At 48.3% G+C, this 17,086-nt stretch carries 13 protein-coding genes; 11 read left to right on the top strand and 2 right to left on the bottom strand.

The window, feature by feature from the left end:
- Positions 1–22: 22 nt before the first annotated feature.
- The 11 genes from Q4Q49_RS04820 to Q4Q49_RS04770 all read left to right on the top strand — a co-directional run bounded on the left by Q4Q49_RS04820 (position 23) and on the right by Q4Q49_RS04770 (position 13,897).
- Positions 23–199 (top strand): hypothetical protein, encoded by a 177-nt coding sequence (locus Q4Q49_RS04820; RefSeq protein WP_006079436.1) that lies wholly within the window; start codon positions 23–25, stop codon positions 197–199.
- Between the two features lie 3 nt (positions 200–202).
- Complete coding sequence (gene putP, locus Q4Q49_RS04815; RefSeq protein ID WP_311998758.1) at positions 203–1,699, top strand: sodium/proline symporter PutP; 1,497 nt, start codon at positions 203–205, stop codon at positions 1,697–1,699.
- An 11-nt stretch (positions 1,700–1,710) separates the two neighbouring features.
- Positions 1,711–2,811: a glutamate 5-kinase gene (gene proB / locus Q4Q49_RS04810; RefSeq protein WP_311998757.1), complete on the top strand. Its 1,101-nt coding sequence runs from the start codon at positions 1,711–1,713 to the stop codon at positions 2,809–2,811.
- Positions 2,812–2,859: 48 nt separating this feature from the next.
- Entirely contained in the window at positions 2,860–4,107 is a 1,248-nt protein-coding gene (locus Q4Q49_RS04805; protein ID WP_107402975.1) for a glutamate-5-semialdehyde dehydrogenase, read from the top strand.
- Between the two features lie 402 nt (positions 4,108–4,509).
- Positions 4,510–6,696 carry a TonB-dependent siderophore receptor gene (locus tag Q4Q49_RS04800; RefSeq protein ID WP_311998756.1) on the top strand — a complete coding sequence of 729 codons (2,187 nt, stop codon included), beginning with the start codon at positions 4,510–4,512 and terminating at the stop codon, positions 6,694–6,696.
- A gap of 40 nt (positions 6,697–6,736) precedes the next feature.
- The gene (locus Q4Q49_RS04795) at positions 6,737–7,378 is read left to right on the top strand and encodes a nickel transporter (RefSeq protein ID WP_311998754.1); all 642 of its coding nucleotides are present in this window, start codon (positions 6,737–6,739) and stop codon (positions 7,376–7,378) included.
- A gap of 27 nt (positions 7,379–7,405) precedes the next feature.
- Positions 7,406–8,455, top strand: a complete 1,050-nt coding sequence (locus Q4Q49_RS04790; protein WP_012090620.1) for an efflux RND transporter periplasmic adaptor subunit — start codon at positions 7,406–7,408, stop codon at positions 8,453–8,455.
- Positions 8,456–8,459: 4 nt separating this feature from the next.
- Positions 8,460–11,627 (top strand): efflux RND transporter permease subunit, encoded by a 3,168-nt coding sequence (locus Q4Q49_RS04785; protein ID WP_311998753.1) that lies wholly within the window; start codon positions 8,460–8,462, stop codon positions 11,625–11,627.
- Positions 11,620–11,988 (top strand): hypothetical protein, encoded by a 369-nt coding sequence (locus Q4Q49_RS04780; RefSeq protein WP_012090622.1) that lies wholly within the window; start codon positions 11,620–11,622, stop codon positions 11,986–11,988. The genes Q4Q49_RS04785 and Q4Q49_RS04780 overlap by 8 nt, the downstream gene beginning before the upstream one ends.
- Positions 11,985–13,574 carry a PepSY-associated TM helix domain-containing protein gene (locus tag Q4Q49_RS04775; protein ID WP_311998752.1) on the top strand — a complete coding sequence of 530 codons (1,590 nt, stop codon included), beginning with the start codon at positions 11,985–11,987 and terminating at the stop codon, positions 13,572–13,574. Before Q4Q49_RS04780 ends, Q4Q49_RS04775 begins: the two co-directional genes overlap by 4 nt.
- Positions 13,571–13,897, top strand: a complete 327-nt coding sequence (locus Q4Q49_RS04770) for a DUF3325 domain-containing protein (RefSeq protein ID WP_259510925.1) — start codon at positions 13,571–13,573, stop codon at positions 13,895–13,897. The genes Q4Q49_RS04775 and Q4Q49_RS04770 overlap by 4 nt, the downstream gene beginning before the upstream one ends.
- Before the next feature lie 195 nt (positions 13,898–14,092).
- On the opposite strand, the gene Q4Q49_RS04765 is transcribed toward Q4Q49_RS04770, so the two are convergent.
- Both Q4Q49_RS04765 and Q4Q49_RS04760 read right to left on the bottom strand, forming a co-directional pair.
- The gene (locus Q4Q49_RS04765) at positions 14,093–15,001 is read right to left on the bottom strand and encodes a hypothetical protein (protein ID WP_263147287.1); all 909 of its coding nucleotides are present in this window, start codon (positions 14,999–15,001) and stop codon (positions 14,093–14,095) included.
- Positions 15,002–15,545: 544 nt separating this feature from the next.
- On the bottom strand, positions 15,546–17,078 hold the full coding sequence (locus Q4Q49_RS04760; protein WP_311998751.1) for a DUF3612 domain-containing protein: 1,533 nt from the start codon (positions 17,076–17,078) through the stop codon (positions 15,546–15,548).
- Between the last annotated feature and the right edge of the window lie 8 nt (positions 17,079–17,086).

The following is a 17,086-nucleotide window of genomic DNA, read 5'->3' as shown; positions in this document are numbered from 1 at the left end:
AATTATCAACCAAGGAGAAATTATGTCTACGGAGAACCCACCAGAGGAAAATCTCATCTCGCAAGTAGCAAGCTTTACCCGATTACACGCTAAGGAATCAATGCAGTTTATGTGTTTACTTGCAATATTAAGCACCTATCTCTTTGTCATTTTGAAACCGAGTATTATTCAAAATAACAAAGCGTTAGGAGAAAAATAACCAATGAATTACCTCGCTTACATTTCCTTAGCTATCTACTTTATCGTTATGCTCGCCATTGGCTTATTCGCTTACAAAAAATCCACCAGCGATGTGTCAGGCTATATTCTTGGCGGCCGTAAGGTAAGTCCACAGGTCACCGCACTCTCAGCGGGTGCATCTGACATGAGTGGCTGGATGCTAATGGGTCTTCCCGGTGCTATGTTTTTGGTTGGTTTCGAAACCATTTACATCGCACTTGGGCTATTGATTGGTGCTCTAATCAATTACTTGGTCGTCGCACCAAAACTTAGGGTTTATACCGAGGTGGCGGACAACGCCCTCACTATCCCGGAGTTTTTTGCTAAACGCTTCGGCAATGCCAACAGCAGTATCCGTATTATTTCGGCCGTGATCATTGTGATCTTCTTTACCTTGTATACCTCAGCAGGTTTAGTGGCTGGCGGTAAATTGTTTGAGTCAGCATTTGGCCTGAACTACGACATAGGTTTAGTCGTCACCCTCGGCGTAGTGGTTTCTTATACCTTGTTGGGCGGATTCTTAGCAGTGAGCCTCACTGACTTTGTCCAAGGCTGTATCATGTTTGTCGCTTTAATCTTAGTGCCTGTGGTGGCATATCAAGAGTTTACCAGCGCTGACACTATGCTGAACTTTGCGTATCAATCGATTCCACACTTCACCGATGCCATGCAAAACGTCACTATGTTAGGGCTTATCTCAAGCTTATCTTGGGGACTCGGTTACTTTGGCCAACCGCATATTATTGTGCGCTTTATGGCAATTCGTTCAGTCGCTGACATTAAAACCGCCAGACACATAGGTATGGGCTGGATGACAGTGACCATTGTGGGTGCACTGGCAACAGGTCTTGTCGGTATCGCTTACGCCAATAAATTTGGCATGAAGCTGACCGATCCTGAAACCATCTTTATCGTGTTTTCTGAGTTGTTGTTCCATCCGATCATTAGTGGCTTCTTATTAGCCGCAATTCTGGCCGCGATCATGAGCACCATTTCATCGCAGCTATTAGTGTCATCAAGCTCACTCACGGAAGATATCTATCGCGTTATTTCGAAGAAAGAATCTAGCGAAAAAGACATGGTGAAAATGGGACGTTTTGGCGTAGCAGGCGTGGCAATTGTCGCAAGTCTACTGGCGCTTGACCGCTCTAGCAGTGTGCTGTCATTGGTGAGTAATGCATGGGCAGGATTCGGTGCCGCCTTCGGTCCGTTAGTTTTGTTTAGCTTGTATAAAGCGAACCTAACCCACAAAGCTGCGATTACCGGCATAGTGTCAGGCGCAGCTACAGTGTTGTTTTGGATTTATGCCCCGGTATTGGCAGATGGACAAGCCTTAACCACAGTGGTGTATGAAATGATCCCCGGCTTTGCCGTGAGCAGTGTGGTGATTTGGATAGTCTCGTTACTCGATACTGATCCCTGTGCCAAAACCACTAAATTATTCCATAAGGCTGGCCGTGTTTTAGCCGAAGACAGATGAGGCGCGCAGGTATGACTGACTTACCCTGGAAACGCATTGTCGTTAAGGTAGGTAGTGCCCTGATTGCACCCCACAAACAAGGTTGCAGCAGCCACTACTTACTCGGCATTGCCCAATTTATTACTTATTGTCGTGCCCAAGGGATCCAAGTTGTCTTGGTCTCTTCGGGCTCAGTCGCCGCGGGATGGCATCACTTTGGCGAGGTTGATAAACCTAGCGTCACAGTGAAGAAAGCCATGGCAGCAGCAGGTCAGGCCGATATGATGGCCACATGGAACAAGTTATTTGATTTCCCGACCGCACAGCTACTGTTAACCCACGGTGATTTACGCAATCGAGATCGTTACATCAGTATTAAAGATACGATTTTCAGCCTACTCGAACATGGGCTACTGCCTATCATCAACGAGAACGATGCCGTGACCGCCGACAAGCTCAAAGTTGGCGATAACGATAATCTCTCGGCCATGGTAGCCGCAGCGGCCGATGCCGATACCCTGATTATCTGTTCGGATGTGAATGGGCTTTACACACAAAACCCCCATGAAAATCCCGATGCACAGCTTATCAAGCAGGTGACCGAGATTAATGCCGAGATCTACGCCATGGCAGGCGGCGCCAGCAGCACCGTCGGCACAGGTGGTATGCGGACTAAGATACAAGCCGCCAAGAAGGCGATTTCCCACGGGATCGAAACCTTTATTATCAATGGTTTTGATGCTGACTCATTCAACCAATTGTTGAAGGGCCAAAACCCAGGAACCTTATTTACCCCCGATGAAAAGCCAATGCAAGATCACTTGCACTGGATGACACATACCTCGCAGGCTCAGGGCGAAGTCATTGTTGAAAATGACTTTAATATCTCCCTCGATATCCATAGCGAGCAATTGACCAGCGACGATGTCGTTGCCATCAATGGGGACTTTTCTGCCGGTGACACCATTTTAGTACGCAAAGGTGATGGTACTAAATTGGCCAAGGCCAAATCCAATTACAGCAGTTGTTTACTTAGCTTTATTACGGACCAAGACGATCGCGAGTTTGCCAGTGAATTTCAGCAAAAGACTGGACCGATCATTTCCGAGAAAAACATCGCCATTCTCGAATAAGCATCAGCCGAATAAATATGAGTGAGTAAACATCTAAGCGGAGTAAATATGACTTTAATCAAAAACTTATCTCAAGAAGCTGCTAAAGCGGCTCTTATTCTCGCCCAAGTTGACGAACAGCTTAAAAATACTGTACTACTCGACATGGCGCGTTCATTACGTGAAAAGTCCTACGAAATCCAAAGCGCTAACTTGATTGACCTACACAGAGCAACAGCCGATAACCTTGCCCCTGCTATGCTCGACCGCTTAACGCTAACACCGGAACGCGTAGAAGCCATGGCAGCGGGGATTGAAACCATCGCCGCCTTGCCCGATCCAATTGGCAACGAACGCTATATTGGTCAACGACCTAACGGCTTATCCATCAGCAAAATGCGCGTTCCATTAGGCGTAGTTTGTATGATTTATGAAGCCCGTCCGAATGTGACCGCCGATGCGGGCGCCCTGTGCTTTAAATCCGGTAATGCCGTGATTTTGCGCGGCGGTAAAGAGGCGCTGCATACCAGCAAAATCATCGCCAGCATTTTGCAAAGTGTATTAAAACAATACGGCTTGCCCGAGGCGTTAATCACTGTTGTGCCCGACCCAGATCGCGCCCTCATGTTAGAACTGATGCAGCAGCGGGATTATATCGATGTGATCATTCCCCGTGGTGGCGAAGGCTTGATTCAATTTGTGACTGACAACAGTAAAATCCCAGTGATCCAGCATTTTAAAGGCGTGTGTCATTTATACGTCGATAAAGATGCCGATCTGGATATTGCTTTGGACTTACTGCTCAATGGTAAAACCCAGCGCACAGGCGTGTGTAATGCCCTCGAAGCGCTCTTAGTGCACCAAGAAATTGCCGCGCAATTTCTGCCTAAAGTGGCCAAAGCGCTGGCCGAGCATAAGGTTAAAATCAACGCTTGTACCCAATCCGGTGGCTACTTCGCAAACTGCACTTATATGGAAGAAGACGATTTCGGCCAAGAGTATTTAGATCTCGAAATTGCCATTCGCCAAGTCGATCACTTCGACCATGCTATCCAACACATTGCCCGTTTTGGTAGCCAGCACACCGAAGTGATTTGCACCGAAAACGAAGTCACAGCCGCACGCTTCCAACGTGCAGTCGATGCTTCAGTGGTGATGGTCAATGCTTCTTCGCGCTTCTCCGACGGCAGCGAACTCGGTCTTGGCGCCGAAATCGGCATCGCGACCTCTAAGCTACATGCCTACGGCCCAATGGGACTCGAATCCTTGACCGCTGAGAAGTATTTAGTCTCAGGTACAGGCCAAGTGCGGGCGTAAACCGAGAATGTAAATCACACTTTTAGGCTGAATACGTCGGTTGGATTTCGATTCGATTGTAAAGATTAAAGGCCACTGTCGGTAACGACTGTGGCCTTTTTGTTGGCTAAGGGAACTTGAGTCACAACAGCCTGAGTGCCAAGTCGCTGTCCCGAAACCGAGTTATAGTAAGGCATGCGCTAAAAGTGCCACACCCACCGCGACCGCTTATCACAGCTGGCTGACAAACCATTCGCCAATAAGTTACAACCCTGCTTCAACAATTTACACATTGGGCATATTGCATTTATTTTCAACAAACCTATTATGCGATCGATTCTCATTTGCAACTATGTGCTTTATTTGCACTCAGGATCGCCAATCATCATTTAATCTGAAATCGCCTGAAAGGATTGAAATACCATGCCTCCCCTATCTGTTTTAACGTCATGGCGCTCGCCATTGATCCCTGTACTTCTCAGCACACTCACTTTGACGGTTCAAGCCAATACGGACCCTAAGCAGGATGAGAAAGAAGATACAGAACAGATAGAAAGATTAAACGTAGTCGGAACCTACACCCGAGCGGCAATGAATAGCGCCACGGGTTTGTCTATGTCACTCAAAGAAACCCCACAAAGCGTCACTTTGATTACCGAAGAAATGATCAGTGACAAAGGCTTGGTCACTATGGAGTCAGTGTTAAATCACACTCCTGGCGTCACTATGGTGGGCGATGCCTCTGAAAATAGTCAGATATTCGTGCGCGGCTATGCACTCGACAGCGGTGTCCAAATTGACGGCTTAATCACGACCTCTTCATCCCATGTTTACAGCGGCTCAATTGATCAAGGTTTAGACCCTGTGATTGCCGAACGGGTTGAAGTATTAAAAGGTGCGGCTGGGATCTTAAGTGGTTTAGGTGAACCTTCTGCCACGGTTAATTTTATTCGTAAACGTCCAACGGATGACACCCGCGCCACGGCAAGTGCGAGTTATGGCTCATGGAATACCTATAGATTAGAAGCCGATGTTTCTGGCTGGCTCACGGATTCGGGCAATGTGAAAGGTCGATTCGTGAGTGCGGTGAAGAAAGGCGATTCTTTTATCGATCGCTATCAGCGCGATACCACAGTGCTCTATGGCGTAGTTGAAACGAGTCTCGGCACAGACACTAGCTTGTCGCTGTTTGCGGACTATCAAAAATCACAAACCGACGGTGTGTATAACTGGAACTCTAATCCCGCATTTTATACCGATGGCACAGCTGTCGATTTTGGCCGCAACTACTCTAGCTCACAGGAGTGGACCCATTGGGACGTGACCCAAAAAAGTCTCATGGCCGAGTTTAAACATAGATTCGATAACGACTGGTCACTCGTCAGTGCCTATCGTATTGCTAACGCCACCATAGACGCATTGGCCTTTTACCCAGGCGATTATATCGTCAAATCAACCGGCGAATTTGTTGGCCCTTGGGGCGATACCTATGCCGCCCAACATGATCGCGAGTCAGATACCAACAGCTTCAACCTGTACGCCACGGGTAACTTCGACTTACTCGGCCGTGAGCACAGTGCGGTGATCGGTTTTAACTATGGTGACAACGAGTTTGACAACATCAACACGAACTCCACACCCCAACGTCGCTATAACGTGGCAGATCAAGGCAATTATCCCAAGCCTAATCTGCCTAATTCACCCACCAATGGCCAAACCAATGAGCAAAGCCAATCGGGTGTTTACGGCACTGTCCGTATCAATGTATTGGATTCACTGAAATTAATGGTCGGTGGACGCGTAAGTAACTGGTCCTACGAAAAACATGATCTCGTTGGCAATAGCACAGATGCGACCATGGAAAAAACCGGCATTTTCATCCCCTACTATGGCCTAGTCTACGATGTGACCGAACAAATCTCTGTCTATGCCAGCCGTACTGAAATCTTCAAACCCGGCACCTATTTTGGTGAAGATGGCCAATTACTCGAACCCGCAGAAGGCACCAACGTCGAAGGCGGCATCAAGGTCGCACTGTTCGATGACACCCTCAATATGTCAGCGGCCATCTACGAAACCAATAAAGACAACGAACCCGAATATGCGGGTAAAGGTCAGCTACCTTCTGGGGATTTTATCTACGAGAGCGTCGATGGCATTACCACTAAGGGCTACGAGCTAGAAATTGCCGGACGGCTTACCGATCTTTGGGATATCAGTGGCGGTTATACCCATAACGATGCGGAAGATGAAGATGGCCTACGTCGCCAAACCTATCTCCCCGAAGATATTTTCAAACTGACCACTAAGTATAACTTTGAAGACATCCTCCCCGGTGTTACTGCGGGCGCAAGCTGGCGCTGGCAGAGCAGCACCTTCTATCAAGGCACTATTTGGGGTGTCGATGGCGCGCCGAATGTGGCTTACCGCCAAGCACAATCCGCCTACTCACTCGTTGACTTGATGTTTGGCTACCAAATAACACCGTCGATTTCGATGCAAGTGAACATCAACAATATCTTCGACAAAAACTATAACCGCTCACTCTGGGGTTACGCAGACTTTGGCGAGCCACGTAATGCCACGCTGTCATTGCGTTGGACGCTGTAAAATTTTGCACGCCTCCCTAAACAATATTAAGGATAATTAAATGAAACAGGCACTTGTACTACTCACTTTACTCGGCGGTATCGCTTTTTCGGCTCAAGCACATGAAGTGTGGCTTGAGCGCAGCAGCGATGGTTCGGTCAAAGTGCAATTTGGTGAACCGGGTTCAGAGTACGCCACAGCCGAAGAGTTAGCGTCGTTAAGCGCGGCACGAATTTTCGACGCCAATGCCAAAGCGCCGCTGACCGCCACAGCGCAAGCCGATCATTTGCTGGTCAAAACACGCGATGGCAAGAGTGACATCAGTTTCTATGCCGATACTGCGTGGCAGCCATGGAAAACCGAAACTGGATTGCAGGCCGCAATACTTTATGCCCGCACAGGACAAGAACACACCAAAGCGCTGCAAGATTTTGAATTTACGCCAGTAAAGTCAGGCGTTCCCGAGTTTGTGCTTAGCTATAAAGGCGCGCCACTGGTGAATCATCCAGTGCAAGTGTATCGCCCCGGTTTTTGGAGCAAGTCTTTCACTACCGATGCCCAAGGTAAACTCGCCCTCGATACCCCAGATGCAGGCCGCTACTTGCTCGTCAGCAACCACACCACAGAAGGCAAACAAACACTGGCTGGCAACGAGGTTGATAGCGTTTTACACATCACCACCACGAGTTTTATCACTCAGTAATAATCTTAATAGTGAGATGGAGTTAACGTGCGGTATTTAATGATAGGTTTATACCTGCTGTGTTTTGCAGTCCACGCAAGCGCAGTACCTGTAACAGTCGCCTTGCCCCAAACGGGCAGCACCAATGAACTGTTGCCACTCAGTGGCTCCATTAAATCCGCACGGGTGGCTCGCTTATCGGCACGTACCGATGGCCTAGTCGCCAAAGTGCTGGTCGATGCGGGCTCGCAAGTCCGCGCAGGCCAGCCTTTACTCGCACTCGACGATACCTTAGCCGTACATCAATTAGCACAGCGTCAAGCCGATGTAATAGCCGCTAAGACCATGCTGACAGAAAAGCAGCGACTCCTCACCGAGGCGCAAACACTCAGCGCTCAGCAGTTATTCCCCGAAACGGAGCGCGCGACTCGCCAAGCGGCGTTAACCGAGGCCGAAGCCAATCTGCAAAGTTTAACGGCAGCACTCGCACACCAAAAAGAGGTAGTCGCCCGTCACCAACTGATGGCGCCGTTTGCAGGGGTGATTTCCAGCAAACAAACTGAAACCGGTGAATGGGTCAATGTCGGCACTGAAATCTTCACCTTAGTGTCCCAAGAGCAGCTCTGGCTCGACATTCAAGTGCCGCAGGAAATGTTCCAAAGCGTAGCCACTGCGACTCACGTGGACATTGCCGCCGACATGCTGCCAGAACAAGCGTTTATCGGCCATGTGAGTGCCCTTGTCCCTGTGAGCGACCACAATGCTCGCAGCTTCTTGGTACGCTTGACCATTCCCGAGGCAGATGGACTTTTGATGCCCGGCACATCGGCCACCGCCACCTTCCACTTACAGCGGGCGCAACACAGTGTTGTCGTACCGCAAGATGCCCTAATCCGTCACCCCGACGGCCAGTTCAGCGTCTTTACCGTGCAAAACAACATAGCCCAACGCCATACCGTTCAAGTGGGCCATACGAGCGCCATCGGGATTGAAATCCTCAGTCCATTACCCAAAGACGCGCCCGTGGTGATCCGCGGTAACGAGAGCTTACAAGACCAACAGTCAGTCTCTGTGCTCAACTCTGTCATAGGAGGTTAGTGGGATGCTGAAGTTTGGTATTAAACATGGCACCTTACTGTCGGTCATCGTCTTGATATTTTGCGTATTGGGCACGGCTGTAGCACTGCGTATCCCAATCCAAATGATCCCCGACTTAGATGTGCGCACCATCAGCGTGGCCACAGGTTGGCCGGGGGCAACACCGCAAGACGTCGAAAAAGAAATTCTACTTGAGCAGGAACGCTACCTGCGCACCCTGCCAAACTTACAACGCATGACCTCTTGGGCCGATACGGGCTCGGCATGGATAGAACTCGAATTCCCCCAAAGCACTGAGATAAGCGATGCGCTTATTCGTGTTAGCAATGCGCTCAGCCAAGTATCGTCCTACCCTGAAAATGTCGATCAACCAAGGCTTTACAGCAGTTCATATTCAGACAACGCTTTCATGTATTTCCGCCTCGTGCCTGTCGCAGGCAACCCGCTGAATCTAGACATAGACATGATGCGCGATTTCGCGAACGACTTTATTCGCCCACAAATGGAGCGCGTCAAAGGCGTTTCCTCTGTCACTATTCAAGGCGGCGCTGAACGGCAAATTCAAATACGGCTCGATCCCGCCAAACTCGCCCAACGTGGCATCAGCATTATGGACGTGCGCCAAGCCATTCGAGATCGCAACAAGGACACGTCTGCGGGCGATATCGACAGTGGTAAAAAACGTTATTTACTGCGGGTGATTGGCCGTTTCGAGGATTTAAATCAACTTAAGCAACTGATTTTAAAACGCCAAGGTAATACTAATATTCTGCTGCAAGACGTTGCCGAGATAAAACTCGACCACGCTGAGATCCGTGAGCTGTCCTTTGCCGAACAAGAACGTACCCTCAGCTTAGCGGTTAAACGGGACGTCGGTTCTAACGTTATCGCCATCAAAGCCGCCATGATGCCTGTGGTAGCGCAGATCAATCAAAATCAACTCGCCCAGCACGCCATGCAATTAGAGTTATTCAGTGATGATGTGCGCTATGTGCAAGATTCGGTTGCAAATGTGTGGGTGAATTTGGGCCTAGGAGCCTTACTGGCAACCTTGGTCATGTACCTCTTCTTGCGCTCGAGTCGAGCCACCCTGATAGGCGTTATCGGTATTCCGCTGTGTACCTTAGCCGCCTTTGTCGGGCTGCTAGTATTTAATCGCACTATTAATGTCATTTCCCTCGCGGGTGTGGCCTTTGCCATCGGCATGACAGTCGATAACAGCATTGTGGTGCTCGAAAGCATTGAACAAGCACGCAGGCACGGATTAGATCGTCTAGAAGCAGCCATCAGTGGCATTTACGATGTGTGGCCTGCGGTACTGGCCTCGACGCTCACCACAGTGCTAGTGTTTGTACCCATTCTATTTATCAAACAAGAAGCGGGGCAACTGTACTCGGATATCGCGATTGCCATTGCTTCATCTATTGTCGCTTCTATGTTGGTCGCAGTGTTCATCGTACCCGCCGCCATTGCCCGTTTTGGCTTTGGTAAGATGCGCTCGGCAAGCACAAACCAAAGTGAGCCGCCCAAAGCATCACGCATATTGAGCTTAGTCAGCCAGCTGGTGCTATCGGCAAAACGCCGCGCCGCTGTGATTGTGCTATCACTCGTCTCGACGATTGGGCTTGCAGCTTGGCTTATGCCTCCGGCCGAATATTTACCCGAAGGTGAAGAACCAAAAGCCTTTACCTCTATGGTCGCACCGCCGGGTTACAACCTGTCGGAAATGGCTAAAATTGCAGAAGAATTAACGACTCAGCTATCTGCGAGAGTCAATGCCGAGGCGGCATCCTTTGAATCTGGTGAGCAAAAAATTCCGCCGCTAAAATACTATACCCTCAGCGTGGGTGTCGGCAGTATTTGGGTGATGAGCGAGCCCGTTCGCAGCCAAGATATGGATGCCATGATGAGCTCACTCACCGCCTTGTTTGAGCAATATCCGGGCATGCGCGCCTATTCATCGCGGGGTTCGATTATTTCCAGCAACGATGGTGGCACCCGCGCTGTCGCCTTGGATATTTCTGGCTCAAATCAAGCCAGTCTCTATCGCGCTGCCGAAGCGGCGTATCAAGCGGCGGAAAAAGTATTTGCCGAGCCGCAGCTGTATTCAGACCCATCGACCTTGTCGCTAGATCAACCGCTGTGGCAGATTTCCCCTCGCTGGCAACGTCTTGTAGAACAAGATTTTAGCGGCAGCGAGTTTGGCTATGCGGTTTCGGCACTGAGCGATGGCGCCTATGTCGACGAGTTTTTCCTTAATGATAACAAGGTGGATATCTTTCTATTTAGTCTGGCAGGCAATCAACAGAGTCTGTCGCAATTGGCACTCGCTCCGATAGTCACGCCTAAGGGTAATGTACTGCCACTACAAGCCTTGGCCGACATTAGCGAGCAGATGGATAGCGACAGTTTACGCCGCGTCGATGGCCGCAGAACCGTGACCCTTTACATCATTCCGCCGCGCGCCATTGCGCTGGAAACCGCAGTGGCTAAGGTGCGGGAAGAATTAGTCCCTATCCTCTATCAACAAGGCGCGGTCGGCAAAGATGTCAGTTTGGATATTTCGGGCGCAGCCGATCAGCTCGAAGCGACGAAAGCGGCACTCTCCAGCAATTTTCTGGTCGCCGTGTTGATCATCTACTTGTTATTAGTCGCAATTTTTAATCACTGGGGTTATCCGTTATTTGTGCTGATCACTATCCCGCTCGGGCTCGCTGGCGGTTTAGTCGGCTTACAAGCGCTTAATTCTATTGGCAGCTTATTTGCGTATCTTGGCGGCCAAGGTTGGCACCAACCCTTTGATATGATTACTATGCTTGGATTTTTAATCCTACTCGGCACTGTCGTTAACAACCCGATTTTGATCGTGGAACAGAGCCGTAAAAACCTGCAATCGGGTCAGTTTGGTGTCGTTGATGCCGTCAAATCTGCCGTTGCCAGTCGATTACGACCGATTCTAATGTCTACCGCGACGACCTTGTTTGGCTTATTGCCGCTGGTGTTATTCCCCGGTGCTGGCAGCGAACTCTACCGCGGTGTTGGCATAGTAGTATTGGCAGGTCTTATCGTAGCAACGCTCCTCAGCTTAACCTTTTTACCCGCCCTGTTAATCTCTGTGCTATCCCGCACCCACAAGACAAATTCAGCAGAAGTGGCGCACCATCATGACTGAAAAAACCAACATGACTCCGCCGTTAACACAAAGACTGATGCGCTGGAAAACGTCAGCCATCTGGAGCGATAGCCTGCACATAGGCAATCGCTGCCTCGCAGCAACCTTTGGCGGCTATTTGTTGAGTGCAGTAGCGACTATTTTATTCGCGCAAATCCTGCCGTTATCTCAGGTTGATCGGGTGTTAACCGCCATGATGCTGTCATTTACTGTGTACACCTGCGCCGTGATTTGGGTGTTCAGCGTTAAATCAACATGGCGATACTGGCTGGATTTATTCGCGCTTAGCGGTCTGCTGTATTTAGCTTACCTCGCCGCTAAAGCGTTTAATGCAACAAGTGCTCAAGGGAGTGGATTATGAAAGACTCCTTTTTTCGTTCAATGACTTGGCTACACACTTGGGTTGGATTGCTCACCTGCTGGGTGTTGTTTCTGGTTTTTTTCGCCGGAACAGCGGCCTATTACCGTGCTGAAATCAACCTGTGGATGCAACCCGAAAACCACGGCAGCCAATATGATGCCAATGCGGATAATCAACAATTGATACTCAAGGGCCTCACGTCCTTGGCACAACAAGCGCCTGACGCTGAGTCATGGTGGATTTACTTACCCACACAACGGGTGCCATTACTGACCTATGCATGGAGCGATCCCGCCGCAGAAGGCCAGCGATTTGGTGATTATCATCAAGGCTTTATTAACCCTGCGACAGGTGAAGCCTTGCCTAAAGCACGGGAAAGCCGAGGGGGCGACTTTCTCTATCGACTGCATTTCGACTTGTACTACATGAGTGTACTCACGGCGCGTTGGATCGTCGGTTTTTGCACTATGTTCATGTTGGTCGCCATAATCAGCGGGATAGTGATCCACAAACGTATTTTTAAGGATTTTTTTAGTTTTAGACCCGGCAAAGGCCCGCGCTCTTGGTTAGATGCCCATGTCGCCAGCTCAGTTCTCGCATTGCCCTTTCATCTTATGATCACTTACACCGGCCTAGTGACTTTGATGTTTATGTATATGCCATGGGGGCTGAGCACGCAATATGGTGATGAAACTCAAGCCTTTTATTCGCAATGGAAACCCATTTACCAAACTCCCGCCGCCACTGGCACGCCAGCCACTATGCTCGATAGTCAGAGTTTGCTCAGTGCGATTCACAGTGTCGTGGGTGAGTCGCCACTTGAAGGCTTGCAGTTTGATAATCTCAACGACAGCAATGCCAGCGTAACAGTCAAAATCGCCCCTGAGCACAGCTTAAATCAGCAAGCGCCTTGGTATCACTTGTCTACTGTGACAGGGGCTGTGTTGGCGCAGTCGGCTGTGACTTCGGGAGCAAATCAAACCCAAAGTGCCATGATAGCCCTGCACAGTGGTCGCTTTGCTGGCCAAGGCCTACGTTTACTGTATTTACTGGCGGGATTAACGGGCTGCGTGATGATCGCCAGCGGCGCGATTATGTGGGCCGATAAACTGGCACAAAAGCAGCTTAAAAAAGATAAGAATCATAGCGGGCTCACGCTAGTGAACATGTTAAATCTCGCCACCTTTGCTGGCCTGCCCATTGCGCTAGCCTGTTATTTTTATGCCAATCGACTCTTACCCGTCACCTTTGCAGATAGAGAGAACTGGGAAATCCATTGTTTCTTTATCAGTTGGGCGTTAGTCGCACTGCTCGCTTGCTTCAAACGAGACAAACAAACATGGCAACGACTTTTTTTACTCACCGCCTTGCTTTATGGCCTGCTACCTCTGCTCAACGCCATGACTTCGCAGTATCAGCTGATAAGCAATCTACAGCGCCAAGCCTATGTTCTCGCAGGATTTGATCTCATGATGCTCGCACTTGCAGCGCTGTTTTACATGGCAGCCAAACGCTTGCGTAGCCCTAAAAAAGTGCTGGCTACAAGGGTAACCAAAGCGACGACAGAATTAGGAGTTGAATCATGACAGCCACAGGCGAATTGTTAACCTGTTTTATCGCCATGGGGCTGTTGGCCTTATCTTATTTTAGCCACCACCGCGCCGTGCGTAACCGCCCGTTAACCGATGCACAGGCACGCGGATTTCGCACCGCTGGTACTGCAACGCTCGTCCTGTGCTATTGGCTTGCCAGTCGTCATTACGGCCCAGCGTACGCCAGCGTATTACTGCTCGGCTGGGTATGTTTGAGTTCGATAATCCTAGTAATTTTACTCAGTTACAAACCACGCTGGTTACAGCCCATATTACCCGCCAGCACCGTAGTGTGTTTGCTCGGTTTGCTGTATTAAGTCAATCATAACCGAAGCTAAGATGAGTTAGGCTTGATAGCAAATCGCAGAGTGTGAGGTGGATAGCCAAACCCTAATCCAATATGATCATACTGAAAATGATTAAGCACTCACACTCCAAAGACAAACAGCACTTTTATTTTATAAGAAATATCCCTATAAGTTAGACGGCTACAAACATTTAACAAACACATCCTACTGATACGGTATGTGAGTAAAGCGTTTGAAATTTAATGAGTGTAAGTTCTTTTTTTGCAGATGCTCAACTACACTAAACCATTCAACGTGTAGTGAGAATAAACTTACTCCTTGTTCAGTATCAACAACGTTGATATCACATAATGAGCTACTATGTTCTAACTCTATCTGACGCCTCTTCAAGTTAATTACTTCTAAACTTTTTTCCATATAATTCTTTATTAGCTGTCTACTCTTCAAATGCATTTCTGAGATTGCGTAAATATAACCATCCATAATTTGATGCAAATCAATTTTTTCACCATATTTTAATAACATCTGTTGTGAAAAAATACCGCTATCGATTAGCTTTTTCTTAGCAAGTGGCACATGAAAAATAGCAACACTTTGATTATCTTCTGGACTCCAGCGAACACCTGTAGTGAACGTTTTTACGGGCAACGAAGCATGCTGTACATAATTCCTTAATTTGCATCCAAAAATATAATCAGGATTATTCTTTGATATATCTTGTCGATGCTTTTTAACCTCGTCGTGGCTACTTTCTGAAGCAGTAATACTTTTAACGAATGATTTCTTATCCCCATCATGAAAGTGGCGATCAAGATATAGTTTACTGAAGTTTAAAACATTGAAATAAAGGCGATTTAGCTTACTACGATTATTATGATTCTTTATGTAATCATATTTAACACTGTCAGAAATAGCTCTGACACTCATTTCATACATTGTAGACTTAGCTTCAACATAGGATTCTATTACCTGATCATATAATTCTTCATGGTCAAGTATTTTAGATAGAATCTCTCTAGCATTACTCAACTCTAAATATTCACAATCACTTAGCTTTGCCTTGTGGGTTTTCAGCAAACTGTCGCTCACTATACTAAAGTGTAATTCTTTCAATCTATCAACCTTGATGATGCTATTTATTAACTCAACACATTAGATACGTTAGTAGTATTAAGTCAAATAACAAATCATTCTGATGTGGACATTAATATTAAAAACAAAAAATAAAACAGGTAGTTCTCAGCTGGTCCTAACCCCGGCTCAATTCCGCAGAATGTAACTCCCCAAAAAATTACCATAAAAGTATATATATCTCACTATGGTCGCTCATGTGCATCCATGCACTTCACGACATTCAGACATCCTGCCTATCAAATAGCGAGCTAGCTTTCGCAGGGGCAGGGGCGAATGAAAATCGGTGATTTTCGCGCTTATGAGCGAGAGGCAGGGATTGCCGAACTGGAGTGCTTTATATGGATGTAAAGCGAGGACTTCGGAAGCGATAGCAAATTTGCCAATGAGCACAAGGAGCTTTCAACTCCGTTGGGGGCGTCATGGAGCATCCAAGGAGGATAGGACGAGCAGTCCTCCTTGGTCGGGTGTGGGGTGAAGCCCCACGACTTTCTCGGCTGTAAGGCCGCAAAACTCAACGTAAAATTTACGTTGCCCCATCACACAGTGATTTACCTGCTTGATAGCAACTGGGTTGGCGTGGGCATACGGCGCCGCGAGAGCAAATAAGGCGGGCGTCGTTTTTAATCCCGCGTTCTATCCAGTTGATATTGAGGATTTTTGCGACGCTCACCAGATCGCTTTTAATGTGCTTGGGAATAGTGACTGAACCGCCGCTGGCGACACAGGCATCTTTCAGGTCGTGGGCGATAGACAGGGCATCTTTACCCTGTGCTTCAATCGCTGGATTTAAATCTATGCCAGCACAGAGAACATGCGGGTTGCCCGCCGAATCTTCGACCTTAATTGACTCGCAGCAGTAAATGCGTGGTTCGTTGCCGACGTTTAAAATCGAAATCTGTGCCGAAGTGCCGACCGTCGGCTCGCTGATCATCCTAAAGACGGCCCAATGCTGACAAGGGTCTTCCACTAATCGCATATTGCCCCAAGGCAGTGGAATACCGTTACCACGGTAAACGGCTTTGAGTTTGCCTGGTGCGTAAGCGTCGAAATAATGCCAATGGGGATAAGGAGAGACGACAGTCATACGCCGCATGGCGACTGAGGCTGACACTTGCAGTTGCTTGTGTACTTCAATCTCATAACCGTGGCGGTCGAGTAATTGGCGATAAGGCACTTTAGGGCACAGCAGTGCACCGGCGAAGAAGCTCGATTCAAAATCGCGCCACGCATGCAAGATATCCTGCGCATTCAAGGTATTGGACTGCATACCCGCCTCTTCATCCACTTCTAATTTGCGGCCTGAGATCATCACACTCTTGAGGCCGTCCTTGTTGTGCAACACGCAATGACCTATGTGCACGGCTAAATCATATTTGAGTCTGTTGGGGCGATTTTTGAGGATTTTATTTACATAAATCGTGCTCGGCGGCTCAATAAATGAGGTGACCAACTGACGCGAACTCACGCCCATTTCATCGATAACTTCCTGCGGCGTACTATCTATCCACTTGATTTTTAATCCCATGCCCTTAGCAATATCCATCATATCGTCCAAAGATAAGGGCATACGTTTGAGGCCGACTTCTTCGGCGGCACGTTCAAGATCAGGGAAATGATTTTGATGATGTTCTTGATGGGCGCGGATCAATAAATGGGCAAACTGCCGACCTGAGATCCCCGTCTGCGACAGCATCTCAGGTATCGCTATTTGTAAAATATCATTGGAAAACAAAAAACTGGGTTCAAGTGCCATACCGCTTATGCCACCACGTCGGCCCTTGTCTGGCGTAATGGCGTTTTCTTCGGGCACATCGTCTAAGAACCATTCGGCGTCTTTTTGAAAAACCGCGGCGATGACTGCCAGCATTCCGGCACTCGGCACACGCTTGCCACGTTCGATCATCGACAAATATGACACAGAGGGCGCACTTCCGGCGTCGACTCGAATGCATCGTGCCGACAAATCTTCCATCGTTAAATTATTACGTTTCCGTAGGTTACGTATTTTTGTGCCTAGGAAATGTGATTTTCTCATCAAGCTCTGGTCATTGCGCATTTTGTAAA

This window comes from Shewanella sp. SP1S1-7 (assembly GCF_031932105.1).
Classification (GTDB): Bacteria; Pseudomonadota; Gammaproteobacteria; order Enterobacterales; family Shewanellaceae; genus Shewanella; species Shewanella baltica.
Note: the sequence above shows the minus strand (reverse complement) of the source record. Positions and strands in the feature narration are given on the sequence as shown.